The following is a 25052-nucleotide window of genomic DNA, read 5'->3' as shown; positions in this document are numbered from 1 at the left end:
TCTCAGAAGATGGCGATGGCGCCCTGGTAGATGGCCCAACTCATCAGCGCTGTCACCATCAGTCCGAGGATCGTCGCGCCGAAGCCAGCGAGGATGACGAGGCCGTCCCGCTCCACGAGGCCGAGGCCGAAGATGCACACGGCAAATCCCGGCGGCAGATTGCCGAGGAAGGGGATGGGCAGCAGCAGGATGAAGCCCAGCACCACCACCGTCGCGCCCACGATCCGCCGGGCCGTGGGGCCGGCGAACTCTTCGAAGCGGGGACGGGAGACGCGCTCGAACCGCTCGATCCACGGCCGGGAGCGGGTGACGATCGATTCCAGCATGGCACGGGAGAAGGTGCGGCGGGCAATCCACGCCGGCAGCCACAATTCCTGCCGGCCCAGCATCATCTGCAGGCCGATGAGGCCCAGGATGATGCCGCACACCACCGGGATGCCCGGCGGCATGGGGATGCAGTTGGGTATGCCGAAGATGAGGAAGAGAATGCCGAAGGCGCGATTGCGCAGCGCGTTCACCAGATCGCCGATGGCGACCTGATCCCCCTCCTGCGCGGCGAGCACGGCGGCCAGGAGTTCGGAGGTTCGTGGCGTGCGGTGATCCAAGGCGCCCTCATGGAATGGACGCTTCAGCTACAACCGGAAAACGGCAGCGGGAGGGCACTGGGGCGCAAAAATTCCGCTGGGTCAGGCCCTGCGCTGTTCCCATCACGCCGCACATGGAATTGAGCGGACATGCACGCCCCACCCCCGCGGGGACGTGCATGTCCTCACCGCCCGATCGAAACCATAAAGACCGTTGACTGATACGGAAAGTCCCTGACGCAGGGAGATTGCTCCACATCAGTTCAAAAGGAACATTCCGTCCACGGACCGCAGCTCGGCGGGCTTGATGAGGCCGGAATGGGCGACGCGCACGGAATGGAGCGGCCCCTCGATCTCGCGTCGCCAGAATTCCAGGAACTTGTTCAGCTCCGGAAAGCGCGGGCACAGGTCGTAGTCCTGCCAGAGGAAGGTCTGGAGCAGGCCGGGGTGGTCGGGCATGCGATAGAGGATCTCGGCCGTGGCCAGGCCGTAGCCTTCCATCTGCAGGACGAAGTCACGCGACACCTTGGCAGCCATGGGTCACACCTCCAATCCGCGGCCCCGCCGCCAGCAGGGCTGGGGAAGACGGGACCGGACACTTCATTGTCGGCTACACACTTTGCCGGGGCCAAGGCTAAAGATTGGTTTCCGTCTGCAAAAACAATGCTCTAGCAGCCTTCGATCCGGATTGCTGACAGCACCGGGCCGCGCCCGGGCTCGCGCTGTGCGTAGCCGGCGAGCCGCCCGGCTTCCGCTCAAACTGAAGGGAGACGGGCTGCTGGCACTCAGTTCCCTTGAGTGCTAAATTTTTTGAGCCGACCCCTTGCGGCTCCAATTTGCCGCCCTTAGATCGCGGTCGGGCCGGGTAGAGGGGTTCCCGGCGCCTTCAAAACAGGCAACCCCGATGGACAACATCGAACCGGAGGTTTCCCTATGGGTTTCCGTCCCCTGCACGACCGCGTGGTCGTCAAGCGCATCGAGGCCGAGCAGAAGTCGGCCGGCGGCATCATCATCCCCGACACCGCCAAGGAGAAGCCGCAGCAGGGCGAAGTCGTCGCGGTCGGTCCCGGCGCCCGTAACGAGAAGGGCGAACTGGTGGTGCTCGACGTCAAGGCCGGCGACATCGTGCTGTTCGGAAAGTGGTCCGGCACCGAAGTGAAGATCGACGGCCAGGATCTCCTCATCATGAAGGAGAGCGACATCCTCGGCGTCATCGAGAACGCGGCCGGCGCCAAGAAAGCGGCCTGAACTCAGGCAGCCTGATTTTCAGTCGCAGGGCCGAGGCAGCCCCAGGCGCCCGGTCCCGCGGCATTCGCCATCTCGTTTAATCGTCCCAATCTGAAGGAGCACGCCACATGGCTGCCAAGGACGTGAAATTCTCCGTAGACGCGCGCGACAAGGTTCTGCGCGGCGTCGACATTCTCGCCAACGCCGTGAAGGTCACGCTCGGCCCCAAGGGCCGCAACGTCGTGATCGAGAAGAGCTTCGGCGCCCCCCGCATCACCAAGGACGGTGTGTCGGTGGCGAAGGAGATCGAGCTCGAGGACAAGTTCGAGAACCTCGGCGCCCAACTCGTGCGTGAGGTCGCCTCCAAGACCAACGACCTCGCTGGCGACGGCACCACCACCGCCACCGTGCTGGCCCAGGCCATCGTGAAGGAAGGCGCCAAGGCGGTTGCCGCCGGCATGAACCCGATGGACCTGAAGCGCGGCATCGACGTCGCGGTGGACGCCATCGTGAAGGACCTCGCCGCCAACTCGCGCAAGGTGACCTCCAACGACGAGATCGCCCAGGTCGGCACCATCTCCGCCAACGGCGACGCCGAGGTCGGCAAGTTCCTCGCCGAGGCGATGAAGAAGGTCGGCAACGAGGGTGTCATCACCGTCGAGGAAGCCAAGACCGCCGAGACCGAGCTCGATGTCGTGGAAGGCATGCAGTTCGACCGTGGCTATCTCTCTCCGTACTTCATCACCAATGCGGAGAAGATGCGCGTTGAGTTCGAGGAGCCCTATATCCTCATCAACGAGAAGAAGCTCGCCGGCCTGCAGGAGCTGCTGCCCGTGCTTGAGGCGGTGGTGCAGTCGGCCCGTCCGCTGCTGATCATCGCCGAGGACGTGGAAGGCGAGGCGCTCGCCACCCTCGTGGTGAACAAGCTGCGCGGCGGCCTGAAGGTGGCTGCGGTCAAGGCCCCCGGCTTCGGCGATCGCCGCAAGGCCATGCTGCAGGACATCGCGATCCTGACCGGCGGCACCGTGATCTCCGAGGAAGTCGGCATCAAGCTCGACAGCGTGAACCTCTCCATGCTCGGCCGCGCCAAGAAGGTGGTGATCGAGAAGGAGAACACCACGATCGTCGACGGCGCCGGCGAGAAGGCCGACATCGAGGCGCGCATCGCCCAGATCCGCGCCCAGATCGAGACCACCACCTCCGACTATGACCGCGAAAAGGCCCAGGAGCGCCTCGCCAAGCTCGCCGGCGGCGTCGCCGTGGTGCGCGTGGGCGGCTCGACCGAGGTCGAGGTCAAGGAGAAGAAGGACCGCGTTGACGACGCCCTGCACGCCACCCGCGCTGCGGTGGAAGAAGGCATCGTCCCCGGCGGCGGCGTGGCCCTGCTGCGCTCCATCAAGGTGCTCGACGGCCTCAAGGTCGACAACGCCGACCAGAAGACCGGCATCGAGATCGTCCGCCGCGCCATCCAGGCTCCGGCGCGCCAGATCGTCCAGAACGCCGGCGACGACGGCTCCGTCGTGGTGGGCAAGATCCTCGAGTCCAACGACTACACCTTCGGCTACAACGCCCAGACCGGCGAATATGTGGACATGGTGAAGGCGGGCATCATCGACCCCACCAAGGTCGTGCGCACCGCCCTGCAGGACGCGGCTTCCGTGTCCGGCCTGCTCATCACCACCGAGGCCCTCATTGCCGAGCTGCCCAAGAAGGCCGGCCCGGCCGCCCCGGCCATGCCGGGCGGCGGGATGGACTTCTGAGGTAAAGCAAGCCTCTGACGTCGCCCGAGATTTTGGGCGGTTATTTCAACGGAACGGCCGGGCATTTTGCCCGGCCGTTCTCGTTTTGGGGCTGGTGAAGTGCATTCCCTAGCGTCATGAATTTCCCCTGCGCCAGATTGAAATAACTCTATATCACAGGGCTTTGCCGACAATGTTGGGGGGCACGGGTTAGCTTCTGCAGCGAATGGGAGTATAAGGTCGCGAGCCAGCTATTCCCGGCGGAGGGATCGCCAGCCTGTCCGTTTTGATTATTGGTGATGCGCGATGCCTGTTCGCTTGATCTCGCGCACGTCTGCCGGGCGTGCTGTTTTCCGTGCTTCTTCGCTGGCGCCCAGGGGCGCGGCTGTGCTTTCGCTGGGCCTGTTGCTGGCCGTGACCTCAGGGCCTGCCGCCGTTCTGGCGCAGCCGGCTCCTCCCGCCGAGACGCACCAGCACGCGGCGCCTGCTGCCGCGGTGGCGCCCGCCCCGGCTGCGATTCCGTCCACGACCGCTTCCTCCACGGCCGCCCCCTCGACGACCGCGCCTTCCGAGGCGGCCCCTTCCGCCGCCGCTCCTTCTGCCGCCGCTCCAGCCGAGTTTGCGCCCGCTCCGTGGGCACCCAAGCCGGTTGAGTCTGCCCCCTCCGTGCCGGCGTCCGACAGCGTCGCCGACGCACGTCTGCCCCATGACCTGTCCCCCTGGGGCATGTTCATGGCCGCCGATATGGTGGTGAAGGCGGTGATGCTGGGCCTCGCCTTCGCCTCCGTCCTCACCTGGAGCGTGTGGTTCGCGAAATCCCTCGAGCTGCTGTTCGCCCGCCGTGCCGTCTCCCGCACGCTGAAGGCGCTGCGCGGCGCCGTCACCCTATCCGATGCCGCAGCCGAGATGCCCAAGGCGAGCAGCCCCGCCACCGCCACCGTGCGTGCCGCTCTGGCCGAGTGGCACGCCTCCGCCGGCCTGCCGGTGGACGGCATCAAGGAGCGCGTCGCCGTCGCCCTTTCGCGCATCGAGGCCAAGGCCGGCCGGCGCATGACGGCGGGCACCGGCGTGCTTGCCACCATCGGCGCCACGGCGCCCTTCGTCGGCCTGTTCGGCACGGTATGGGGCATCATGAATGCCTTCATCGGCATCTCGAAGGCGCAGACCACCAACCTCGCGGTGGTCGCCCCCGGCATCGCCGAAGCGCTGCTCGCCACCGCCATCGGCCTGGTGGCGGCCATCCCGGCGGTGGTGATCTACAACGTGTTCGCCCGGGCCATCGCCGCCTACAAGGCGAACCTCGCCGACACGTCCGCCGAGGTGATGCGCCATCTCTCCCGCGACCTCGACCGCGCGGCGGCCGAGGTGGAGGCCCCGCGCCTGCGCACCGCCGCGGAGTGAGCCCACATGGCCGCCAAGCTCGACCACGGCGGGGACGACCTCGCCGAGAACCACGAGATCAACGTCACGCCGTTCATCGACGTGATGCTGGTGCTGCTCATCATCTTCATGGTGGCGGCGCCCCTCGCCACGGTGGACGTGAAGGTGGACCTGCCCGCCTCCAACGCCCAGCCCCAGCCCCGCCCGGACAAGCCGCTGTTCCTCTCCGTCAAGAAGGACCTCACGCTGGCGCTGGGCGATGATCCCGTCACCCGCACCGGCCTCGGCGCCATGCTGGACGGGCGCACCAATGCCGACCGCCAGCAGCGCGTGTTCGTGCGCGCCGACAAGACGGTGCCCTATGGCGACGTGATGGAGGTGATGAACCTCCTGCGTACCGCCGGCTATCTCAAGGTCGCTCTCGTCGGCCTCGAAGGCGGCGAACCCGCGCCGGCGACGCAGCCCCCGTCCGCTGTCACCCCGGCCTCTGCCGTCCCGCCCGCCTCTGCCGGAGCCCCCGGAGCGGCCCGGTGAGCGCGGTTCACCACCACCACCACTGGCACGACTTCGACCGCTACCACCTGCGCAACATGATCCTGCGGCTCGCCGCGGGCGTGCTGCTGGTGGTCGCGCTCCATGCCGCCGCCGTCTATGTGGCGCTGAACTGGAACAAGGATGCGCCGGGCGAGCAGTCGCCGCCCGCCGCCATCATGATCGAGCTGGCGCCCATGGCGGTCAGCCAGCCGTCCCAGGAAGAAGTGGCGCCCGGCCCGCAGATGATCCAGGCGCCGGAACCCGTGCCCGACGCCAAGGAGGAGCCGGAGGAGGCCGAGCCGCCGCCGCCCGAGCCGCAGGTGACAGAGACGGTCGAGAAGATGCCGGAGACCCCGCCCGCACCGGCGGAGGCCGAGGTGGTGCTGCCCAAGCCCGAACCCAAGAAGGTGGAGGAGGAGAAGCCCCGGCCCAAGGAGGTGGAGAAGCCGAAGAAGGAGGCAAAGCCCACCCGTCGGCGGACCGCTCCCACCACCACCGCCGCGCCGCGCTCGGAGGCGCCCACCGCTCAGACCACCGCCGCCCCCTCGCCGGGTGCCGCGGCCGCCCGCTCGGCTGCGCTGGCGGACTGGAAATCGCGCGCCTTCGCCCATCTCAACCGCTTCAAGCGTCCGCAGGGCTCGAACGTGGGGCGGCCGGGGATCAGCATCTCGATTTCCGGCTCGGGCGCGGTGACCGGCGTGTCTCTGGCGAGCTCCTCCGGCAATTCGGTGCTGGACCAGGAGGCGGTGGCCATGGCCCGGCGCGCCTCGCCCTTTCCCGCCCCGCCCGACGGCAAGGGCATGAGCTTCGGTGTGGCGATCAACTTCCGCAACTGAAGGAGACACCGGGCGCTCCATCATGGCCGGGACAAGACCGGCCATGACGGAGGGGAGGGGGCGAGGAGGGCCGCCCGCCAGTTGGCCTTCCTTCGTGCCGGTTCGCCCTGCTCCCGCCTGCCGTCCGCCCCCGCCAGCCCGACCTTTCCCACGACCCCGAGCCCACACGCCGCACCAGCCGGCTTTGGACTTCACCTTCGCCCTGTGATAAGCGCAGGGTCCGCTCCGGCCGGGCGCCTGCCGCCCTTGTCCGGAGCCTCCACGCCATCACCGGAGACCTGCCCATGGCCTCGCAGGACGCGAACCGCTCCTCCGTCACGGAGGAAATGAACCGCTTCTTCACCGCCTCTCTCGCCGAGACCGATCCCGAGATCGCCGGCGCGGTGCAAGCGGAGCTGGGTCGCCAGCGGGACGAGATCGAGCTGATCGCCTCCGAGAACATCGTCTCGCGCGCCGTGCTCGAAGCGCAGGGCTCCGTGCTCACCAACAAGTATGCCGAGGGCTATCCGGGCAAGCGCTACTACGGCGGCTGCCAGTTCGTGGACGTGGCCGAGAATCTCGCCATCGAGCGCGCCAAGAAGCTGTTCGGCTGCGCGTTCGCCAACGTGCAGCCCAATTCCGGCAGTCAGGCGAACCAGGGCGTGTTCTTCGCGCTGCTCCAGCCGGGCGACACCTTCCTCGGCCTCAACCTCGCGGCCGGCGGGCACCTGACCCATGGCTCGCCGGTGAACATGTCCGGCAAGTGGTTCAAGCCGGTGCCCTACACCGTGCGCGAGGACGACCAGCGCATCGACTACGAGGCGGTGGCGCAGCTCGCCGACCAGCACAAGCCGAAGCTCATCGTCGCCGGCGGCTCCGCCTATCCGCGCGTCATCGACTTCGCCAAGATGCGCGCCATCGCCGATTCCGTCGGCGCGCTGCTGATGGTGGACATGGCGCACTTTGCGGGCCTCGTGGCCGGCGGCGCCCATCCGAGCCCGTTCCCGCACGCCCATGTGGTGACCACCACCACCCACAAGACCCTGCGCGGCCCGCGCGGCGGCATGATCCTCACCAATGACGAGGACATCGCCAAGAAGATCAATTCGGCCATCTTCCCCGGCATCCAGGGCGGCCCGCTGATGCATGTCATCGCCGCCAAGGCGGTGGCCTTCGGCGAGGCGCTGCGGCCCGAGTTCAAGCTCTATGCGAAGAACGTGGTGGAGAACGCCAAGGCGCTCGCCGAGACCCTGAAGGGCCACGGCTTCGCCATCGTCTCCGGCGGCACCGATACCCACCTCATGCTGGTGGACCTGCGTCCCAAGCGCCTCACCGGCAAGGTCTCCGAGGCCGCGCTGGGTCGCGCCCACATCACCTGCAACAAGAACGGCATCCCGTTCGATCCCGAAAAGCCGTTCGTGACCTCCGGCGTGCGCTTGGGCACCCCGGCGGGCACCTCCCGCGGCTTCGGGGTGGCGGAGTTCCAGCAGGTGGGCAACCTCATCGCCGAGGTGCTCGACGTGCTCTCCCAGAAGGGCTCGGACGAGGACAGCCTCGTCGAGGCAGCCGTGCGCGAGAAGGTCTCGACGCTGCTCGCCCGCTTCCCCATCTATCCCTGAGGATTGACGACCGGGAAGGCGTGAAGGATGCGGTGCCCCTATTGCGGCGGCCTTGAGACGCAGGTGCGCGATTCCCGGCCGACGGAAGACAACACCGCTATCCGGCGCCGCCGCATCTGTCCCGATTGCGGCGGCCGCTTCACCACGTTCGAGCGGGTGCAACTGCGCGAGCTGATGGTGCTCAAGCGCTCCGGACGGCGCGTGCCGTTCGAGCGTGAGAAGCTGGAGAAGTCCGTCAGCGTCGCCCTGCGCAAGCGCCCGGTGGACAATGAGCGCGTGGAGCGGATGCTCAACGGCATCGTGCGCCAGCTGGAAAGCGTCGGCGAGGGCGACATCACCTCCGAGACCATCGGCGAGATGGTCATGGAGGGGCTGAAGCAGATCGACGACGTGGCCTACGTCCGCTTCGCCTCGGTCTATCGCAACTTCCGCGAGGCGAAGGATTTCGAGAACGCCCTCGCCGAACTCTCCCACGAGGGTGAGCCCCGCGCCGACGATGCCGAGCCGGCGGTCGAAAAGGCGCGTGCCCGGCCCACGACCCCGCGGAGCGGGGAATGAGCGGCCGTCCGGTGCCATCCGCGCCCGTTCTGTCGCCGCGCGAGGACGAGCTGTTCATGGCCGAGGCGCTGAAGGTCGGCCAGACCGGCCTCGGCCGCACCTGGCCCAATCCCTCGGTTGGTGCCGTGGTGGTGCAGCATGTGGACGGCGTGCCGCGCGTCGTCTCCAGCGCCGCCACCGCCCCCACCGGCCGCCCCCATGCCGAGCCGCAGGCGCTCGCCGCCGCCGGTGAGCTGGCGCGCGGCTCGACGCTCTATGTCACCCTGGAGCCCTGCTCCCACCACGGCCGCACGCCGCCCTGCGCCGATGCCGTCATCAATGCCGGTGTCGCCCGCGTGGTCGCCGCCATCGAGGACCCCGACCACCGGGTGAAGGGCAGGGGCGTCGCCCGCCTGCGCGCCGCCGGCATCTGGGTCACGGTGGGCGTCGGGGCGGAGCAGGCCCTGTCCGATCACGCCGGCCATATCCGCCGCGTCACCGAGGGCCGGCCGCATGTGCTGGTGAAGATGGCGGTCTCCGCCGACGGCAAGGCCGCCCATGCCGGGCCGAAGCCGGCCGTCGTGACCGGCGCCGAAGCACGGGCGCGGGCGCATCTCATGCGCGCCCATACGGATGCCATTCTCGTCGGCCTCGGCACCGTGCTCGCCGACGATCCCATGCTGACATGCCGGCTGGAGGGCTATGAAAACCGCTCGCCGGTGCGCCTGGTGCTGGATGCCGAGCTGGACATTCCGCTCACGGCCGCGCTGGTGCGCACCGCCTGCGACGTGCCCTTGTGGGTGATCGCCGCCGAGGATGCGCCCGCCCACCGTGCCGCCGCCCTCAACGAGCGCGGCGTCGAGGTGCTCCGCGCGCCGCGCGGGGCGGATGGGCACATCAATATTCCGGCCGTGGTCAAGCTGCTGGGCCTGCTCGGCCTCACCCGCCTGATGGTGGAGGGCGGGCCGACCACCGCCGCCCGCTTCCTGGACGCGGGGGTGGTGGACGAGGTGGCGGTGTTCCGCAGCCCCGTCATTCTGGGGCCGGACGCTTACCCCGCTTTGGCCGGCCGTCCGCTCATCCGGCTGACCCAGCCGGTGGGATTTGCCGAGGTGGAGCGCGCCGAGCTTGGCGCCGACCACCTCGTGCGCTTGTGGAGACGCTGAGATGTTCACCGGCATCGTGACCGACATGGGCGACCTCGTGAAGGTCGAGCGGAAGGGCGAGGTGAAGACGCTCACCGTCGCCACCGACTTCGATGCAGCCGGCATCGACATCGGCGCCTCCATCGCCCATGCGGGCGTGTGCCTCACCGTCACCTCGGTGACGTCGGGCGGCCCCCGCGCCACCCTCTTCACCGTGGATGCCGCGCCCGAGACGCTGGCCATCACCACGGTCGCGGGCTGGGACGAGGGCCGGCGCATCAATCTGGAGCGCTCGCTCAAGATGGGTGACGAACTGGGCGGGCACATGGTGTCCGGCCATGTGGACTGCACGGCGAAAGTGGTGTCGCGGGAGGATCTCGGCACCACCACGCGCTTCGTGTTCGAGGTGCCGGAGAGACTGGCGCGCTTCGTCGCGGCCAAGGGCTCGGTGGCGCTCGACGGCACCTCGCTGACGGTCAACGAGGTGAACGGCAACACCTTCTCCTGCCTTCTCATTCCCCACACCCTCTCCGTCACCACCTGGGGTGGGGTGAAGGCCGGGGACACGGTGAATTTCGAGGCCGACCTGATGGCCCGTTATGCCGCCCGGCTTGCGGAGTTCCCCCGGGCCAGCTAGGCCTTCGGCCCAATTCCGGCGCGGTGCGCCGTCCAGATTTCGGAGAATGCCCATGGTCACGACGCGCAGGGAAACCGCCGTCGAAGCCGATGCCGCGCTTGAAGGCGCCCGCGTCGTCATCGTCGAAGGCCGCTATTACGAGGCGCTGGCCGACGAACTCCTCGCCGGCGCCCGCGCCGCGCTGGAGGCTGCCGGCGTCACGGTGGCGGTCATCACCGTGCCCGGCGCGCTGGAGATTCCCGTCGCTGCCGAGATCGCCCTTGCCGCATACGAAGAGGGCGGCGAGCCGGTGGACGCGGTGGTGGGCCTCGGCGTGGTCATCCGCGGCGAGACCTTCCATTTCGACATCGTGGCCGCCGAATCCGCGCGCGGACTGATGGAATTGGGCATGGCCCACGCCCTGCCGGTGGGCAACGGCATCCTCACCGTGGACACCGAGGCGCAGGCCTGGGAGCGCGCCCGCGTCTCCGAGGGCAACAAGGGCGGCGGCGCCGCCGAGGCCGCGCTCAGCCTGCTGCGGCTGAAACGCCGGCTGGAAGCGTGATCGTCATGAGCGACCAAGCCAAAAGCCAGTCGAGCAGCCAGGCCGAGAAGACCGCGCCGCAGAAGCCCATGAAGAAGAGCGCGGCCCGCCTCGGCGCGGTGCAGGCGCTCTACCAGATGGACCTCGCCGCCACGCCCCTCAACGACGTGCTCGCCGAGTTCGAGAGCCACTGGCTCGGCCAGGAAGTGGAAGGCATCGAATTCCCCGAAGCCGACCGCCGGCTGTTCCGCTCGGTGGTGGAGGGCGTGCTGAACGCCCAGCGCCAGATCGATCCGCTGGTGGACGGCACCCTCTCCAAGGGCTGGCCGCTGAAGCGGGTGGAAGCGGTGCTGCGCGCCGTGCTGCGCGCCGGCGCCTTCGAGCTGATGGCCAAGGACCCGCCCGCCCGCGTCGTCATCACCGAATATGTGAATGTGGCCGGCGCCTTCCTCGATCGCGACGAGACCGGCATGGTGAATGCCGTGCTCGACGCGCTGGCGCACGAGCTGCGGCCCGACGAATTCCGGGGCGCCTGAGATGGAGGGCGGCGGCTCGGGCGAGGATCGCTTCATCGCCCGCTACTTCCGCCCCATCGCCGGGTCGCAGGGCGCGCTCGGCCTTCTGGACGATGCCGCGCTGCTGTCGCCGCCCGAAGGCTGCGACCTTGTGCTGACTAAGGATGCAGTGGTCGCGGGGGTGCATTTCTTCCCCGACGATCCGCCCGCCGCCATCGCCCGCAAGGCGTTGCGGGTGAACCTCTCCGACCTCGCCGCCAAGGGCGCCGCGCCGATCGGCGCCTTGATGGCCATCGCCCTGCCCAAGGGCACGCCCGATGCGTGGATGGAAGCCTTCGCCGCCGGCCTCGGGGCCGATGCGGAGGCCTTCTCCTGCCCCATCCTCGGCGGGGACACGGTCTCCACCCCCGGCCCGGTGACGATCACCATCACGGCGCTGGGGGCGGTGCCCAAGGGCGAGTTCGTGCCGCGCAGCGGGGCGCAGGCGGGCATGGCCATCTTCGTGTCCGGCACCATCGGCGATGCCGCCTTGGGCCTCCGGCTGCGGCAGGACGGCGATGCGCCGGCTTTCGCCGGACTGTCCGGCGAGCAGCGCGCGCATCTCCTCGACCGCTATCTGAACCCCCAGCCGCGCCTTGCCCTTGCCCGCGTCCTGCGCCGGCATGCGGCGTCCGCCATGGACGTGTCGGACGGGCTCGCCGGCGACCTCGCCAAGATGCTCGCCGCCTCCGGCTGCGGCGGCAAGGTGGAGGCGCGGCGCGTGCCCCTCTCGGCGGCGGCTGCCGCTGCGGTGAAGGCCGATCCGGGCCTGCTCGCGGTGGCCCTGTCGGGCGGCGACGATTACGAGATCCTCGCCTGCGTGCCCCATGCGGCCGTTCCCGCTTTCACGCTCGAGGCGGCGCAGGCGGGTGTACCCGTGGCGCTGATCGGCGAGACGCGGGAAGGTTCCGGCCTCGACGTGACCGACGCCGGTGGCCATCCGCTCGATCTCGGCAGTGGCAGCTACAGCCACTTCTGAAGGCTGCCCTCAGCCGAGCGCCACCAGCACCGCCCCGGCCGCGATGAGCGCGACGCCCAGCGCTGCCGCCGCCGACAGCTTTTCGCCCAGGAAGATCACCCCGAACACCGCCACCAGCACCACGCTGAGCTTGTCCACCGGCGCCACGCGGGCGGCATCGCCCATCTTCAGCGCGCGGAAGTAGCACAGCCACGACGCGCCGGTGGCGAGCCCGGACAGCAGCAGGAACGTCCAGGTGCGTCCCGACACGCTCGTGACTGGCTGCCATGCGCCGCGCGAGAGGGCGATGGCCGCCACCAGTGCGAGGATGACGACCGTTCGAATGAGCGTCGCGAAGTCGGAATCCACGCCCGCCACGCCCACCTTGGCGAAGATGGCCGTGAGCGCGGCGAAGGCGGCCGAGAGGACGGCCCAGAACACCCAGTTGGCGAGAAGCGACCGCGTCATGCCGGCTCCATCCTGTTGCTCCCGGCAGCATACGGGTGCGACCGGCAGAGGATAGCGGGGGCATGGTCGCGGCGGATGGTGTTTGGATAACGAGCCGCTCTTCTCTGCGCGACAATCAGGGCTACCTTAAGGGAGAACGAATCCCCCGCTCAGTGAACGGCGCTCCGAGCCTCATGTCCGATCCCGGCTTCATCCACCTGCACGTCCATTCCTCCTATTCGCTGCTGGAGGGCGCGCTCTCCGTCGGCAAGCTGGCGGATCTGGCGAAGGCGGACTACCAGCCGGCCATCGCGCTGACCGACACCGGCAATCTCTTCGGCGCGCTTGAGTTTTCCGAGAAGATGTCGGGTTCGGGCATCCAGCCCATTCCCGGCGTGTCGCTGGCGCTCGATCTGCCGGATGCGGCCGGGCCGCGCGGCGGCCTGCGGCCGAAGAAGCCCCGCGTGGTGCTGCTGGCCAAGGATGACGCGGGCTGGCGCAACCTGATGCGCCTCGTCTCCCGCTCCTTCCTCGAAACCGCGAGCGAGGACGAGCCGCGCATCCTGCCCGAATGGCTGGCCGAGGCGAACACCGGCCTCATCTGCCTCACGGGCGGCCCGTCCGGACCGCTGGACCGCGCCATCGTCGGCGGCCATCCGGAGATGGCGGCCGACCGGCTGGATCTGCTCGCTTCCCTGTTCGGCGACCGGCTCTATGTGGAGGTGCAGCGCCACGGTGCGGATCCCGAGCGGTTGGCCGAGCCGGCGCTGCTTGAGCTTGCCTATGCTAAGGGCATTCCGCTGGTGGCGGCCAACGAACCCTTCTTCGCGGCAAAATCCGACTTCGAGGCCCATGACGGCCTCCTCGCCATCGCCGAGGGGCGTCTGCTCTCGGAAGGCGACCGGCGGCGGCTGACGGCGGAGCACCGCTTCAAGACCCGCGCCGAGATGCTGGAGTTGTTCGCGGACCTGCCCGAGGCGACCGCCAACACGGTGGAGATCGCCAAGCGCTGCGCCTACCGCGTGCGCACGGTGAAGCCCATCCTGCCGCGCTTCACCACGGCGGATGAGAAGGCCGAGGGCTCCGACCCGCTGGAGGCAGAGGCCGCAGAATTGAAGCGGCAGGCGGAGGAGGGGCTCGCGGCTCGCCTCGCCAAGCACGGGCCGGCGCCGGGACTGGACGAGGCCGCCTATCACGAGCGCCTCGCCTACGAGGTCTCCGTCATCACCAAGATGAAGTTCCCCGGCTACTTCCTCATCGTGTCGGACTTCATCAAGTGGGCCAAGGCGCACGACATCCCGGTGGGGCCGGGGCGTGGCTCGGGCGCGGGCTCGCTGGTGGCCTATTCGCTCCAGATCACGGACCTTGATCCGCTCCGGTTCGGCCTGCTCTTCGAGCGCTTCCTGAACCCGGACCGCGTGTCCATGCCCGACTTCGACGTGGACTTCTGTCAGGAGCGCCGCGACGAGGTGATCCGCTACGTGCAGGAGCGCTACGGCCGCGCGCAGGTGGCGCAGATCATCACCTTCGGTACGCTCCAGGCGCGCGGCGTGCTGCGCGACGTGGGGCGCGTGCTGGAAATGCCCTATGGGCAGGTGGACAAGCTGTGCAAGCTCGTCCCGCAGAACCCGGCCAATCCCGTCACCCTGAAGCAGGCAATCGAGGACGAGCCGCGCCTTCAGGCGGCGCGCGATCAGGAAGAGGTAGTCAAGCGCGCTTTCGACATCGCGGTAAAGCTGGAGGGGCTGAACCGCCACGCCTCCACCCACGCCGCGGGCATCGTGATCGGCGATCGCCAGCTCCACGAGCTGGTGCCGCTCTATCGCGATCCCAGGTCCGACATGCCGGTCACCCAGTACAACATGAAATGGGTGGAGCAGGCCGGCCTCGTGAAGTTCGACTTCCTCGGCCTCAAGACGCTCACCACCATCGAGAAGGCGGTGAAGCTGGTGCACCAGCGGTGCATCGACCTCGATATCTCCAAGATCCCGCTCGACGATCCCAAGACCTACCACATGCTCGGCAAGGGCGAGACGGTGGGCGTGTTCCAGGTGGAAAGCGCGGGTATGCGCCGCGCGCTGGTGGACATGAAGGCCGACCGCATCGAGGACATCGTCGCCCTCGTCGCCCTCTACCGGCCAGGCCCCATGGCCAACATCCCGGTCTATTGCGACTGCAAGCACGGCCGGGCGACGCCGGACTACCTCCACCCCATGCTGGAGCCGTACCTGAAGGAGACATTCGGCGTCATCATCTATCAGGAACAGGTGATGCAGATCGCCCAGGCCATGGCGGGCTATTCGCTGGGCGAAGCCGATCTGCTGCGCCGCGCCATGGGCAAGAAGATCCGCGCCGAGATGGAGAAGCAGCGCGAGCGCTTCGTCTCCGGCGCCGCCGGGCGGGGCATCGAGAAGGCGCAGGCCGACACCATCTTCGACCTCTTGGCGAAGTTCGCCGACTACGGCTTCAACAAGTCCCACGCGGCGGCCTATGCGCTGGTCGCCTACCAGACCGCATGGCTCAAGGCGAACTACCCCACCGAGTTCCTCGCCGCCTCCATGACGCTCGATAAAGGCAACACCGACAAGCTCGCGGAATTCCGGCAGGAGGCGCAGCGGCTCGGCATCGAGGTGGTGCCGCCGAACATCAACCTGTCCGCCCGCGAGTTCGGCGTGAAGGACGGCAAGATCATCTACGCCATGGCCGCCATCAAGGGCGTCGGCGAGGCGGCGGTGGACGCGCTGGTGGCGGCGCGGGGCGACCGGCCGTTCCGCTCGTTCGGCGACTTCGCCGCGCGCCTGCCGGTGAAGCTCGTCAACAAGCGCACGCTGGAAAGCCTGATGGCCGCCGGCTGCTTCGATGTGCTGGAGAAGAACCGCGCCCGCGCCTTCGCCGCCATCGAGCCCATCGTGGCCGAGGCGCAACGGGTGGAGGCTAACGCCCAGTCCGGCCAGAACGACATGTTCGGCTCCGGCCCGGCCGCGGCGGCCTCCCTCCCCATTCCCGAGGCGTCGCCCTGGCTGCCCTCGGAGCGGCTGCAGCGGGAATATGATTCCATCGGCTTCTTTCTCACCGGCCATCCGCTGGACGACTATGCCGAGGCGCTGAAGAAGATGCGGGTGCAGTCCTTTGCCGACTTCTCCCGCGCGGTGCGCTCCGGCGCGGCGGCAGGGCGGCTGGCGGCGACGGTGGTTTCCAAGCAGGAGCGGCGCACCAAGTCCGGCACGCGCATGGGCATCGTCGGGCTCTCGGACCCCTCGGGGCACTACGAGGCGGTGATCTTCTCCGAGGGCCTCGCGCACTACCGCGACCTGCTGGAGCCCGGCACTCCGCTGCTCATGATGGTCGCCGCCGAGATGAACGGCGAGGATGTGCGTGTGCGCATCAATTCCTGCGAGAAGCTCGACCCCGTCACGGCGAAGCACCAGAAGGGCCTTCGCATCTTCCTGCGCTCGCCCGAGCCCATCGAGGGCATCGCGCGCCGCCTGTCGGACGGAAAGACGGGGGGCAGCGGGGCCGGCGAGGTGAGCCTGATCCTGCTGGTCGACGACGCCCATGCCGAGGTGGAGGTAAGTTTGCCCGGCAAATATTCCGTGTCGCCGCAGATTGCCGGGGCCATCAAGGCCATTCCCGGTGTCGTGGCGGTTGAAGCCGCGTGACGGTGCGTCTATCAGACCTTCCGTAAGCGGCGGGAGCGGGCGGCCCTGTCGTTCAAGGAGCCTTCCGTGACGACATACAAGCGCGCCGTTCTGGTGCTGGGCATGCACCGCAGCGGCACATCGGCGCTCACCCGCATCATCAACCTGATGGGCTTTTCGGCCCCGAAGACCCTCATGGCCGCCACCGAAGCCAATGAGGCCGGCTTCTGGGAGAGCGAGGTCTTCATGGACCTCGACGAACGCATCCTGAAGGCCTGCGGCCACAAATGGTCCTCCCGCAAGGTGATGGGCGGGGATGTAATGGCGGCGGCCCGCAGCTCGGGCCTTCTCGATGAGGTGCGCCGCGCGCTCGCCGACGAATACGGCGATGCGCCCGACATCGTTCTCAAGGATCCCCGCATTTCCCGTCTCATGGCCATCTATGACCCGGTGCTGAAGAAGGCGGGCTACCGCATCGTGCCGTTTCTCGCCCTGCGCAACCCCGTGGAGGTGGCCGCCTCCCTCACCAAGCGGGACGGCTTCGACCTCGGCAAGGGGCTCGGCATCTGGCTGCGCTACACGCTCGATTCCGAGATCGCGACGCGCGGCATGCCGCGCACCGTGATCTCGTTCGACGGTCTGATGTCCGACTGGCGCGGCACCATGGACCGCGCCGGGCGCCAGCTGGGCGAACACTGGCCTGAGCTTCCGCCGGAAAGCCTCGCCGAGATCGACGGCACGCTGAAGCCGAGCCTCCGCCACCACGCGCTGCCGCCGCCCTCCCGCACCACCTGGCGGGGCCTGCTCGCCGCGCAGACATTCGACGCCATGCAGCGGCTGATGGTCGATCCGCAGGATCGCGCGGCCTGCCGCCGCCTCGATCTGGTCCGGGCGGTGTTCCGGCCCCTCTGACTTTCCGGTGCGCGGACGGTGGCGTTTCGCGCTATGAAGCCGCAAACGCATCGAACATCCGCGAGCATCTGGGGGCACCATGGTTTCGGACCGGGACGTGGCACGGCGTGTCGCCATCGCGTGCATCGTCATCGCGCTCGCATGGCTGTCGTGGAAGATCTACGACGTCATCCTCCAGGTGTTCGCCGCGTGCCTCGTCTCCCTGGCGCTCCATGCGCTTGCCGAGCCCTTCGCCAAGTGGACGCGCTTTCCCGAGCGGTATGCGGTGATCCCCGTGGGGATCCTCGTTTTCGGCGGGCTCGGGCTCGCGCTCTATCTGTTCGGCTCCACCATCCAGGTGCAGGTGACGCAGCTGGTGAATGAGCTGCCCTCGGCGTGGGCCGAATTCGAGCAGCGTTTCCATCTGGAAGGTCTCGGCGACGATCTCCTCAAGCGGGCGGAGGCGGCGGCGCCCTCCAGCGACACGCTTCTCTCGGTCGTGCAGGGCTTCACCTCCAACCTGTTCCAGGTGGTTCTGGGCGTGTTCCTGGTGGTGGTGGGCGGCATCTATTTCGCCGTCTCTCCGGAGCTTTACCGCCGCATGTTCCTGTCGCTGTGGCGCCCCTCCGAGCGTCCGACGGCGGCGCGGCAGCTCGCGATGGTGTCGGAGGACCTGCGTCATTTCCTCAAGGCGCAGCTCATCGCCATGGTGGTGGTGGGCGTGCTCACCTTCATCGGCCTCACCATCGTGGGCGTGCCTTCCTCGCTGGCCTTGGCCCTGTTCGCCGGCCTCGCCGAATTCGTGCCGATGATCGGCCCGGTGATGGCGGCCGCCCCGGCGGTGCTGATCGCGCTGACCATGGGCGCGGACACCGGGCTTTGGACGCTTCTCGTGTTCGTCGGTGTGCAGCAGGCGGAGAGCAACATCATCACGCCGCTGCTGCAGCAGCGCATGGTGTCCCTGCCGCCGGCGGTGACGCTGTTCGCGGTGGTGGCGTTCGGCAGCATCTTCGGCGCGCTGGGCGTGGTGCTGGCGACCCCGCTGACCGTGGTCGCCTTCGCGGCCTTCAAGGCCCACAGTGAGCAGGTCGCCGAGGAGGACGCAGCGGCCTGAGGTCGCCGCCGTCCCTGCTCAGTTTGGCAGTACCAGCCGCCCCGCCGCCCGATCATAGCGCCACATGGCGCCGGCGCAGATGCGCGTGCCGCCGAGATGGCGCTCGACCCCATTGTTGGCCGCGTGGTCGAAGGCTCCCTTGAGCGCCGCCGATCCAGCGGCCGTGAGGGAGACCTCGGCCGCAGCATAGGCCCGATAGCTGCGCTCCGCGGCGCCGTCCTCGCCGGGCGTGAAGCTCAGGCTCGGCGCTTCGCTGGAGCGGAAGGGCAGGCCGGTGACGAGCGGCTCATGGGCGAAGGCGAGGCCATCGAGGCGCAGGAAGAAGGGCAGGTCGGCCAGGAACTGCGCCTGATCCATGGAATGGACCGCCGCATAGAGATGCGCCACCTTCATCGGCCCGCCGGCCAGATGCCGCAGCATCCGCTCCTCGGTCAGCGACAGGCCGCTGCCCGGCGCCGGCAGCTCGCAGACGAGGCGGGAGAGGGCGGGCGACAGGTAGGGCAGCGCCTCGTGCGGGCGTTCGAGGAAGGTGGAAAGCGGGCGCGGCGTCGGCGCGGTGAACGCCTCCCACGCCTGTCGCGCGGTCTCCATCTGGACATGGGTCACGGGAGTGCGCTGCGCTTCAAGGGCGCGCAGGTCCTCAAGCTCCATCACGGCGAGGTAGTGGGAGGCCTGGACGAGGCTCACCCCCATGCGCTCGGGCTCATGGGCGAGGTAGTCGAGGATCTGGATCAGCTGGAGCTGGTCGTAGAGATCGTGTTCGAACCACAGCTCCACTTCGCCATAGGCCGAATGCACCTCCATCTGCGCGTCGCGATGGGCGAAATCGGCCCGGACCTCGTCGAACGGCAGGCCGAGGGCGGAAGAGAGGAAGTCGGCCCTGACGTCGGAGACGTCGTCGAGCAGGGTGGCGGCGGGCACCGGCCCATCATGCAGCATGTCCCGCCACGGGATGATATGGCCCTTGATCCCGGCCTCGCGCAGGCGCTCGGCCGCGCTGTCGCCGTTGGTCACGATGAGCTTCGGCATGCTGATGCCCTCGGGTTGTCGGCGCAGCGGTCTCGCCGCAGCCGTCTCGTTCATCCCCCCGTCGGCCGGCTCTCGCGACCGTCAGCCCCAGCTTCACCCGCGACCGCGATAGGGCGCAACCCCCGTATCGGGAAGCCAGGCGCCCTCCGGCAGCTTACCCGTTTGCCAGAACACGTCGATGGGAATGCCGCCGCGCGGATACCAGTAGCCGGCAATGCGCAGGAAGCGCGGCTCCAGCAGCGTCACCAGCCGCTTGCCGACCGCAACCGTGCAATCCTCGTGGAACGCGCCATGGTTGCGGAAGCTGCCCAGATAGAGCTTCAGCGACTTGGATTCCACGAGGTGCAGGTTCGGCACGTAGTCGATGACGAGGTGCGCGAAGTCCGGCTGGCCCGTCACCGGGCAGAGCGATGTGAACTCGGGGCAGGTGAAGCGCGCCACGTAATCGGCATCGGGATGGGGATTGGGCACGCGGTCGAGCACCGCCTCCTCGGGGGACGGGGGCAGGGCGCTCTGGGCGCCGAGCTGCAACGGGCGGTCGGTCATCACGCTTCCTTGGGAATGGATCGGCGGCATAGCTTTCGGGCCGGCAATGTTCAACCGCCGTCGGGCGGTTTTGCGACCGATCACCTCTTTGCGATCAAGCCCCTTCGCATCAGCGAAGGTTCGCGCTAGAAGCACGGCGCCTGGAGGGCGCCTCGCCTTCCACTCCCGGGGGCGGGCGAGGTTGAAGGGTGAGGGGGTCCGTCACGGCCCCGTGGGCAGCCATCAGGCCGCCGCCGCTCGCCGCCGCGGGACGCCCCCACGCGGGACACCAAGGAAGGGACCTTCATGACCGCCATCGTGGATATCATCGGCCGCGAGATTCTCGACAGCCGCGGCAATCCCACCGTCGAGGTGGACGTGGTGCTGGAAGACGGCTCCCTCGGCCGCGCTGCGGTTCCCTCGGGCGCCTCGACCGGCGCCCACGAGGCGGTGGAGCTGCGCGACGGCGACAAGAGCCGCTATCTCGGCAAGGGCGTGTCCAAGGCCGTGGACGCGGTGAACGGCGAGATCTTCGACGCCGTCGGCGGCTACGAGGCCGAGGACCAGGCCCACATCGACGCCGTGCTGCTCGGTCTCGACGGCACCCCCAACAAGGCCCGCCTCGGCGCCAACGCCATCCTCGGCGTGTCGCTGGCGGTGGCCAAGGCCGCCGCGCAGGCGAGCGGCCTGTCGCTCTACCGCTACGTGGGCGGCGTGAACGCCCGCGTGCTGCCGGTGCCGATGATGAACATCGTCAATGGCGGCGCCCATGCGGACAACCCCATCGACTTCCAGGAATTCATGATCCTGCCCGCCGGCGCCTCCTCCTTTGCTGAAGGCCTGCGCTGGGGCGCGGAGATCTTCCACACGCTGAAGAGCGGCCTGAAGAGCGCCGGCCACAACACCAACGTGGGCGACGAGGGCGGCTTCGCCCCCAACCTCGCCTCCGCCGAGGCGGCGCTGGACTTCGTGATGGGCGCCATCGACAAGGCCGGCTTCAAGCCGGGCGAGGACGTGTTCATCGGCCTCGACTGCGCCTCCACCGAGTTCTTCAAGGACGGCGCCTATCACTATGAGGGCGAGGGCAAGGTGCGCGACATCGAGGCCCAGGTGAAGTATCTGGCCCAGCTCGTCGCCGGCTATCCCATCGTCACCATCGAGGACGGCATGGCCGAGGATGACTGGGCCGGCTGGAAGCTCCTCACCGACACCATCGGTTCCAAGTGCCAGCTGGTGGGCGACGACCTGTTCGTCACCAACGTCGAGCGCCTGTCGCGCGGCATCAAGGACGGCGTGGGCAACGCCATCCTCGTGAAGGTGAACCAGATCGGCTCCCTGACCGAGACGCTGGACGCGGTGGAAATGGCCCACAAGGCCGGCTATCGCGCCGTGATGTCCCACCGCTCCGGCGAGACCGAGGATTCCACCATCGCCGACCTCGCGGTGGCGACGAACTGCGGGCAGATCAAGACCGGCTCGCTCGCCCGCTCGGACCGCACCGCCAAGTACAACCAGCTGCTGCGCATCGAGCAGGAACTGGGCGATTCGGCCCGCTACGCCGGCAAGGCCGCGATCAAGTCGCTGGCCTGATCCCTCCCTGCTGCGCGCGTGCGCGGCAGGGACGGAAATAGGAAAGGCCGCCGCGGGCTTGGGCTCGCGGCGGCCTTTCCTTTTTTATCGTTCTCTCAGTCGTCACCGCGCACGGCGATGGGATCGCTGTCGGGGAAGCTCTCCTCCAGCGCCTCGTCCAGCCGCGCGCTGATCTCGGCCTGTTCGTCGCGCACATCGGCGGCGCGCTTGAGGGCGACGAGCTGGGTGAGCAGCGCATCGCGCCGCTGCGCCAGATCCGTCATGGAGCGGCCGGCGGCCTCGGCTTCCACGCCGGCCACCAGCGCGGCCTGAAGCTCCGGCGTCATGGCCGGGGCGCCGAGGTCGTCCCACCACGTTTCCACCGCCGGCAGCAGGTGGTGCATGAACTGTCCGAGCCCGCCCGCGCCGCCGCCGAGATGGAAGGTCATGTGCTGGCCCATGAGCGCCCAGCGCAGGCCGGGGCCCTCGGATACGGCGGCATCCACATCCTCCACCGAGGCGACGCCCTCCGCCACCAGATGGATGGCCTCGCGCCACAGGGCCGCCTGCAGGCGGTTCGCTACATGGCCGGGCACTTCCTTGCGGATCTCGATGGGGTGCTTGCCGAGCCAGCGGTAGAAGGCCATGGCCCGGGCGATGGCGTCGCGGCTCGCATGGGCACCGCCCACCACCTCCACCAGCGGGATCAGATGGGGCGGGTTGAAGGGATGGCCGATGAGGCAGCGCTCGCGGTGGCGGCAGCCCTCGGAGATGCGGCTCGCCAGCAGGCCGGAGGACGACGAGGCGATCACCACCTCCGGCGGCAATACCGCGTCGAGGGCGGGAAACAGCTTCTGCTTCACTTCGTAGCGCTCGGGCGCATTCTCCTGCACGAAATCGGCGCCCTCCACCGCGGCCACCGGGTCCGGCTCGAAGCGCCACGTGGTGGGGTCGATCCAGTCCTCGCCGCCGAGCTGGGACAGTACCGGCCAGGCCCCGGAAATCAGCGCCTGCGTCGCCTCCCGCGCGCCGGGGGCGGGATCGCTCACCACCACTTCCAGCCCGCGCGAGAGGAAGAGCGCGGCCCAGCTGGCCCCGATGGTGCCGGCCCCGATCACGGAGACGCGGCGGATGGGGGGATTGAGATGGGACATGGTGCAGCTCCGGAGCGGCAGGGGAGATGCACAGTTCTAGCAGCATGCGGGTGTGCGCTGCACCGCTCTAGAGGTATGCCAGGATTGTCCCGACGTTTGCCCTCAGCGGGGCAATTGCGTGACGAGCGCCTCCACGCCCATCCAGATGATCTGAACGCCGATGGCGAACAGGATGAAGGCGAACAGGCGCACCAGCACGTTGGTGCCGGTCTTGCCCAGCACGCGCTCCAGCGTGGGCGCCTCGCGGAACGAGAAATAGACCGTCAGCGACACCGCCAGGAGCCCGGCCAGCGCGCCGAGCACGCTGGAAAGCTGAAAGAGGGGATCGGTCTTCCAGGTGGGTGTGTGGCCGGCCGCGAGTGCCACCGTCGCGGCGATGGAGCCGGGGCCGACCGTCAACGGCAGCGTGAGGGGATAGAAGGCCTGGTCCTGCGCGTGCGCCTCATCCAGTTCCACGCCCTTCGCCTTGCCGGGGGCGTTCTCGTCCTCGTGCAGGATGTTCCAGCCCACCACCGCCACCACCAGCCCGCCGGCGACCCGCAGCACCGGCAGCGAAATGCCGAAGAACAGGAGGATCTGCGCCCCGATGGCCAGCGACCCGAACAGCAGCAGGAAGCCGTAGATCGCCACGCTGCGCGCGATGCGCTCGCGCACCTGCGGCGAGCAGCGGCGCACGAAGGTGAGGAAGATGGGCGCCGTCCCGAGCGGGTTCACGATAGGAAAGAGCGCCGCGAACACGGTGATGAAGATGTTGACCGCGTTGGTCAGATGCATCCGGCCCCCCTGCGCGGTGCCTTGCCCCGGCTCTAGTCCTCGATGCGCTCCCAGCCATGGGGCGAGAGGCGCTCCTGCGGCAGGAAGCGGCGCTTGTAGTCCATCTTCCGCGACCCCTGCACCCAATAGCCCAGATAGACGTAAGGCAGGCCCATCTGCCGCGCCCGCGTCACGTGGTCGAGGATCAGGTAGGTGCCCAGCGAGCGGTCCTGCGCCAGCGGGTTGTAGAAGGAATAGACCATGGAGAGGCCATCGGAGAGGATGTCGGTGAGGGCCACCGCCATCAGGTCTCCGGTGCCGCGCTCGAGGATGCGGCTGTCCGGCCCGCGCTTGCGGTATTCCACAAGCCGGGTGTGGACGTGGGTGTCCTCCACCATCATGGCGTAGTCGAGCACGCTCATGTCCGCCATGCCGCCCGTGCCGTGGCGGGAGGTTACGTAGGTGCGGAAGAGGCTGTATTGCTCGGAGGTGGGCGTGGGCGGCTTCACCTGCCCGACGATGTCGGCGTTGTGCGCCTGCACCCGCCGGAAGCTGCGGCTCTCCTGGAAATCCGCCACGCAGATGCGCACCGACACGCAGGCCTTGCAGCCCTCGCAGGCGGGGCGATAGGCGATGGACTGACTGCGACGGAATCCACCCTGTGTCAGCACGTCGTTGAGCGCGGCCGCGCGGTCGCCGACGAGGTGGGTGAACACCTTCCGCTCCTCCCTGCCCGGGAGGTAGGGGCAGGGGGAGGGCGCCGTCAGATAGAATTGTGGTGTGTCGCGGGGGTGCTCACTCACGGGGATCTGGCCTCTGAACCAGGATCATCGCGCCTGCGTGCAGGCCCGTCAAAGGCGCAGTCGCCGGGAGGGTGAAATTTCAGCGGATGCGGCGCAGCGCCTCGGCCCGATCTGCGCTGTTGATGACCACCGTGCCGCAGAGAAAATCGTGCAGCAGCCGGCGCCGGTCGTTGAACAGGCCCACCAGCAGCACGAACGGGGTCAGCACCGAAACCGACACCCAGAAGCACACCGCGCGCACCCCGCCGAGCAGCGCGTAGCAGGGCGCGCCGTACCAAGTGCGCAGCTCGATCTCCATGAGTCGCATGCCGAGGGTGGCGGAGGCGGGCGAGCCGAGGGTGAAGGCGTAATAGGCGACGGCCCACACGATGAAGACCGGTCCAGTCAGCCAGAACAGCAGCCAGCCGAGGCCCAGCGTGACGATGCCGAACACGAACACGAACACGCCGAACAGCACCACCGGCCCGATGACCATCAGCGCATCCACGAGGAAGGCGATGATGCGGCGGGAGAGGACGCCCTCGAACAGTTCCGGCTGCGTCACCGGATCGAACGCGTGCGGCCGATAGGCGATATCGGTGTCGGCAGGCTCGCGGGACGTGTCGCCGGTGGTGCTCATGGCAATGCAACTCCTTCAGCACGCAAACGTGGTGACGACGCGCGGGCGACGCAAGGGGACGCAATGACCGGGAGAGCAGGGACCGGGAGAGCAGGAGGGGGAGAGGATAGGCTGGCCGGCGGGGAGCGGGCGGGGAGGCCTCCCGCGACGCTCACCCACCGGCCAAACCCCACGGACCCAGGAGATGCGGCGGACCTGAGCACTCCGTAGGGTTGTCTGGCAGCGAAAGGGCCTCTGGACCGGCATGGCCGGCCGCGC

25 protein-coding genes are annotated in these 25052 nt (G+C 68.6%); 16 read left to right on the top strand and 9 right to left on the bottom strand.

The features are described 5' to 3' along the window. Positions 1-2: 2 nt before the first annotated feature. Positions 3-605, bottom strand: coding sequence for an exopolysaccharide biosynthesis protein (locus EJ105_RS08715; RefSeq protein WP_250166009.1), 603 nt, complete (start codon positions 603-605; stop codon positions 3-5). 237 nt (positions 606-842) lie between these two features. Further along, positions 843-1121, bottom strand: coding sequence for an usg protein (locus EJ105_RS08710; protein WP_029558323.1), 279 nt, complete (start codon positions 1119-1121; stop codon positions 843-845). Positions 1122-1517: 396 nt separating this feature from the next. Here EJ105_RS08710 and groES point away from each other — a divergent pair, with 396 nt between their 5' ends. The 12 genes from groES (at position 1518) to thiL (ending at position 12273) form a co-directional block, all read left to right on the top strand. Beyond that, positions 1518-1832, top strand: a complete 315-nt coding sequence (gene groES, locus EJ105_RS08705; RefSeq protein ID WP_250166008.1) for a co-chaperone GroES — start codon at positions 1518-1520, stop codon at positions 1830-1832. A gap of 107 nt (positions 1833-1939) precedes the next feature. Continuing rightward, positions 1940-3571 (top strand): chaperonin GroEL, encoded by a 1632-nt coding sequence (gene groL / locus EJ105_RS08700; RefSeq protein WP_250166007.1) that lies wholly within the window; start codon positions 1940-1942, stop codon positions 3569-3571. 285 nt (positions 3572-3856) lie between these two features. Continuing rightward, the gene (exbB, locus tag EJ105_RS08695) at positions 3857-4951 is read left to right on the top strand and encodes a tonB-system energizer ExbB (RefSeq protein ID WP_250166006.1); all 1095 of its coding nucleotides are present in this window, start codon (positions 3857-3859) and stop codon (positions 4949-4951) included. A gap of 6 nt (positions 4952-4957) precedes the next feature. Further along, entirely contained in the window at positions 4958-5464 is a 507-nt protein-coding gene (gene exbD / locus EJ105_RS08690; protein ID WP_250166005.1) for a TonB system transport protein ExbD, read from the top strand. Continuing rightward, on the top strand, positions 5461-6300 hold the full coding sequence (locus tag EJ105_RS27990) for a TonB family protein (protein ID WP_051679220.1): 840 nt from the start codon (positions 5461-5463) through the stop codon (positions 6298-6300). Before exbD ends, EJ105_RS27990 begins: the two co-directional genes overlap by 4 nt. 326 nt (positions 6301-6626) lie before the next feature. Next, entirely contained in the window at positions 6627-7898 is a 1272-nt protein-coding gene (glyA, locus tag EJ105_RS08680; RefSeq protein WP_250166152.1) for a serine hydroxymethyltransferase, read from the top strand. Between the two features lie 27 nt (positions 7899-7925). After that, entirely contained in the window at positions 7926-8456 is a 531-nt protein-coding gene (gene nrdR, locus EJ105_RS08675; protein ID WP_029558331.1) for a transcriptional regulator NrdR, read from the top strand. Next, entirely contained in the window at positions 8453-9601 is a 1149-nt protein-coding gene (ribD, locus tag EJ105_RS08670; RefSeq protein WP_250166004.1) for a bifunctional diaminohydroxyphosphoribosylaminopyrimidine deaminase/5-amino-6-(5-phosphoribosylamino)uracil reductase RibD, read from the top strand. Before nrdR ends, ribD begins: the two co-directional genes overlap by 4 nt. Position 9602: 1 nt before the next feature. Then, positions 9603-10217 carry a riboflavin synthase gene (locus EJ105_RS08665; RefSeq protein WP_250166003.1) on the top strand — a complete coding sequence of 205 codons (615 nt, stop codon included), beginning with the start codon at positions 9603-9605 and terminating at the stop codon, positions 10215-10217. A gap of 52 nt (positions 10218-10269) precedes the next feature. Beyond that, a complete protein-coding gene (gene ribH / locus EJ105_RS08660; RefSeq protein ID WP_250166002.1) occupies positions 10270-10761 on the top strand; it encodes a 6,7-dimethyl-8-ribityllumazine synthase in 492 nt (163 codons plus the stop codon). Between the two features lie 5 nt (positions 10762-10766). After that, the gene (nusB, locus tag EJ105_RS08655; RefSeq protein ID WP_029558335.1) at positions 10767-11276 is read left to right on the top strand and encodes a transcription antitermination factor NusB; all 510 of its coding nucleotides are present in this window, start codon (positions 10767-10769) and stop codon (positions 11274-11276) included. Between the two features lies 1 nt (position 11277). Beyond that, positions 11278-12273, top strand: coding sequence for a thiamine-phosphate kinase (gene thiL / locus EJ105_RS08650; protein WP_250166001.1), 996 nt, complete (start codon positions 11278-11280; stop codon positions 12271-12273). 9 nt (positions 12274-12282) lie between these two features. Here the strand turns inward: thiL and EJ105_RS08645 are convergent, their stop codons facing one another. Further along, positions 12283-12720: an EamA family transporter gene (locus tag EJ105_RS08645; RefSeq protein ID WP_250166000.1), complete on the bottom strand. Its 438-nt coding sequence runs from the start codon at positions 12718-12720 to the stop codon at positions 12283-12285. A 173-nt stretch (positions 12721-12893) separates the two neighbouring features. On the opposite strand from EJ105_RS08645, the gene dnaE reads away from it, so the two are divergent. The 3 genes from dnaE (at position 12894) to EJ105_RS08630 (ending at position 18342) form a co-directional block, all read left to right on the top strand. Next, a complete protein-coding gene (gene dnaE, locus EJ105_RS08640) occupies positions 12894-16358 on the top strand; it encodes a DNA polymerase III subunit alpha (protein WP_250166151.1) in 3465 nt (1154 codons plus the stop codon). A 66-nt stretch (positions 16359-16424) separates the two neighbouring features. Further along, positions 16425-17249, top strand: coding sequence for a sulfotransferase family protein (locus EJ105_RS08635; protein ID WP_250165999.1), 825 nt, complete (start codon positions 16425-16427; stop codon positions 17247-17249). Between the two features lie 97 nt (positions 17250-17346). Continuing rightward, the gene (locus EJ105_RS08630) at positions 17347-18342 is read left to right on the top strand and encodes an AI-2E family transporter (protein WP_197023020.1); all 996 of its coding nucleotides are present in this window, start codon (positions 17347-17349) and stop codon (positions 18340-18342) included. Positions 18343-18360: 18 nt separating this feature from the next. Here EJ105_RS08630 and EJ105_RS08625 read toward each other — a convergent pair whose 3' ends face one another. Both EJ105_RS08625 and queF read right to left on the bottom strand, forming a co-directional pair. Further along, positions 18361-19371 (bottom strand): DUF1835 domain-containing protein, encoded by a 1011-nt coding sequence (locus EJ105_RS08625; RefSeq protein ID WP_038193471.1) that lies wholly within the window; start codon positions 19369-19371, stop codon positions 18361-18363. 93 nt (positions 19372-19464) lie between these two features. Next, positions 19465-19917, bottom strand: coding sequence for a preQ(1) synthase (queF, locus tag EJ105_RS08620; protein WP_029558343.1), 453 nt, complete (start codon positions 19915-19917; stop codon positions 19465-19467). A gap of 285 nt (positions 19918-20202) precedes the next feature. Between queF and eno the strand changes: the two genes are divergently transcribed. Beyond that, on the top strand, positions 20203-21486 hold the full coding sequence (gene eno / locus EJ105_RS08615) for a phosphopyruvate hydratase (RefSeq protein ID WP_250165998.1): 1284 nt from the start codon (positions 20203-20205) through the stop codon (positions 21484-21486). Positions 21487-21581: 95 nt separating this feature from the next. On the opposite strand, the gene EJ105_RS08610 is transcribed toward eno, so the two are convergent. The 4 genes from EJ105_RS08610 to EJ105_RS08595 all read right to left on the bottom strand — a co-directional run bounded on the left by EJ105_RS08610 (position 21582) and on the right by EJ105_RS08595 (position 24794). Then, entirely contained in the window at positions 21582-22619 is a 1038-nt protein-coding gene (locus tag EJ105_RS08610) for a 3-hydroxyacyl-CoA dehydrogenase NAD-binding domain-containing protein (RefSeq protein ID WP_250165997.1), read from the bottom strand. Positions 22620-22721: 102 nt separating this feature from the next. Further along, positions 22722-23393, bottom strand: coding sequence for a MarC family protein (locus EJ105_RS08605; RefSeq protein WP_029558346.1), 672 nt, complete (start codon positions 23391-23393; stop codon positions 22722-22724). Positions 23394-23425: 32 nt separating this feature from the next. Then, positions 23426-24175 (bottom strand): arginyltransferase, encoded by a 750-nt coding sequence (locus EJ105_RS08600; RefSeq protein WP_029558347.1) that lies wholly within the window; start codon positions 24173-24175, stop codon positions 23426-23428. Between the two features lie 79 nt (positions 24176-24254). Then, complete coding sequence (locus EJ105_RS08595) at positions 24255-24794, bottom strand: RDD family protein (RefSeq protein WP_155982309.1); 540 nt, start codon at positions 24792-24794, stop codon at positions 24255-24257. Between the last annotated feature and the right edge of the window lie 258 nt (positions 24795-25052).

The organism is Xanthobacter aminoxidans, from assembly GCF_023571765.1.
GTDB classification, from domain to species: Bacteria; Pseudomonadota; Alphaproteobacteria; order Rhizobiales; family Xanthobacteraceae; genus Xanthobacter; species Xanthobacter aminoxidans.
The sequence above is the reverse complement of the archived record's forward strand: the minus strand, read 5'-3'. Positions and strand labels throughout refer to the sequence as shown.

Bases quoted from the DNA above. Each gene is read 5' to 3' on its own strand.
- EJ105_RS08710 (WP_029558323.1), bottom strand. From the start codon at position 1,121: ATGGCTGCCAAGGTGTCGCGTGACTTCGTCCTGCAGATGGAAGGCTAC.
- groES (WP_250166008.1), top strand. From the start codon at position 1,518: ATGGGTTTCCGTCCCCTGCACGACCGCGTGGTCGTCAAGCGCATCGAG.
- groL (WP_250166007.1), top strand. From the start codon at position 1,940: ATGGCTGCCAAGGACGTGAAATTCTCCGTAGACGCGCGCGACAAGGTT.
- exbB (WP_250166006.1), top strand. From the start codon at position 3,857: ATGCCTGTTCGCTTGATCTCGCGCACGTCTGCCGGGCGTGCTGTTTTC.
- exbD (WP_250166005.1), top strand. From the start codon at position 4,958: ATGGCCGCCAAGCTCGACCACGGCGGGGACGACCTCGCCGAGAACCAC.
- glyA (WP_250166152.1), top strand. From the start codon at position 6,627: ATGAACCGCTTCTTCACCGCCTCTCTCGCCGAGACCGATCCCGAGATC.
- nrdR (WP_029558331.1), top strand. From the start codon at position 7,926: ATGCGGTGCCCCTATTGCGGCGGCCTTGAGACGCAGGTGCGCGATTCC.
- ribD (WP_250166004.1), top strand. From the start codon at position 8,453: ATGAGCGGCCGTCCGGTGCCATCCGCGCCCGTTCTGTCGCCGCGCGAG.
- EJ105_RS08665 (WP_250166003.1), top strand. From the start codon at position 9,603: ATGTTCACCGGCATCGTGACCGACATGGGCGACCTCGTGAAGGTCGAG.
- ribH (WP_250166002.1), top strand. From the start codon at position 10,270: ATGGTCACGACGCGCAGGGAAACCGCCGTCGAAGCCGATGCCGCGCTT.
- nusB (WP_029558335.1), top strand. From the start codon at position 10,767: ATGAGCGACCAAGCCAAAAGCCAGTCGAGCAGCCAGGCCGAGAAGACC.
- thiL (WP_250166001.1), top strand. From the start codon at position 11,278: ATGGAGGGCGGCGGCTCGGGCGAGGATCGCTTCATCGCCCGCTACTTC.
- EJ105_RS08645 (WP_250166000.1), bottom strand. From the start codon at position 12,720: ATGACGCGGTCGCTTCTCGCCAACTGGGTGTTCTGGGCCGTCCTCTCG.
- dnaE (WP_250166151.1), top strand. From the start codon at position 12,894: ATGTCCGATCCCGGCTTCATCCACCTGCACGTCCATTCCTCCTATTCG.
- EJ105_RS08625 (WP_038193471.1), bottom strand. From the start codon at position 19,371: ATGCCGAAGCTCATCGTGACCAACGGCGACAGCGCGGCCGAGCGCCTG.
- queF (WP_029558343.1), bottom strand. From the start codon at position 19,917: ATGACCGACCGCCCGTTGCAGCTCGGCGCCCAGAGCGCCCTGCCCCCG.
- eno (WP_250165998.1), top strand. From the start codon at position 20,203: ATGACCGCCATCGTGGATATCATCGGCCGCGAGATTCTCGACAGCCGC.
- EJ105_RS08610 (WP_250165997.1), bottom strand. From the start codon at position 22,619: ATGTCCCATCTCAATCCCCCCATCCGCCGCGTCTCCGTGATCGGGGCC.
- EJ105_RS08605 (WP_029558346.1), bottom strand. From the start codon at position 23,393: ATGCATCTGACCAACGCGGTCAACATCTTCATCACCGTGTTCGCGGCG.
- EJ105_RS08595 (WP_155982309.1), bottom strand. From the start codon at position 24,794: ATGAGCACCACCGGCGACACGTCCCGCGAGCCTGCCGACACCGATATC.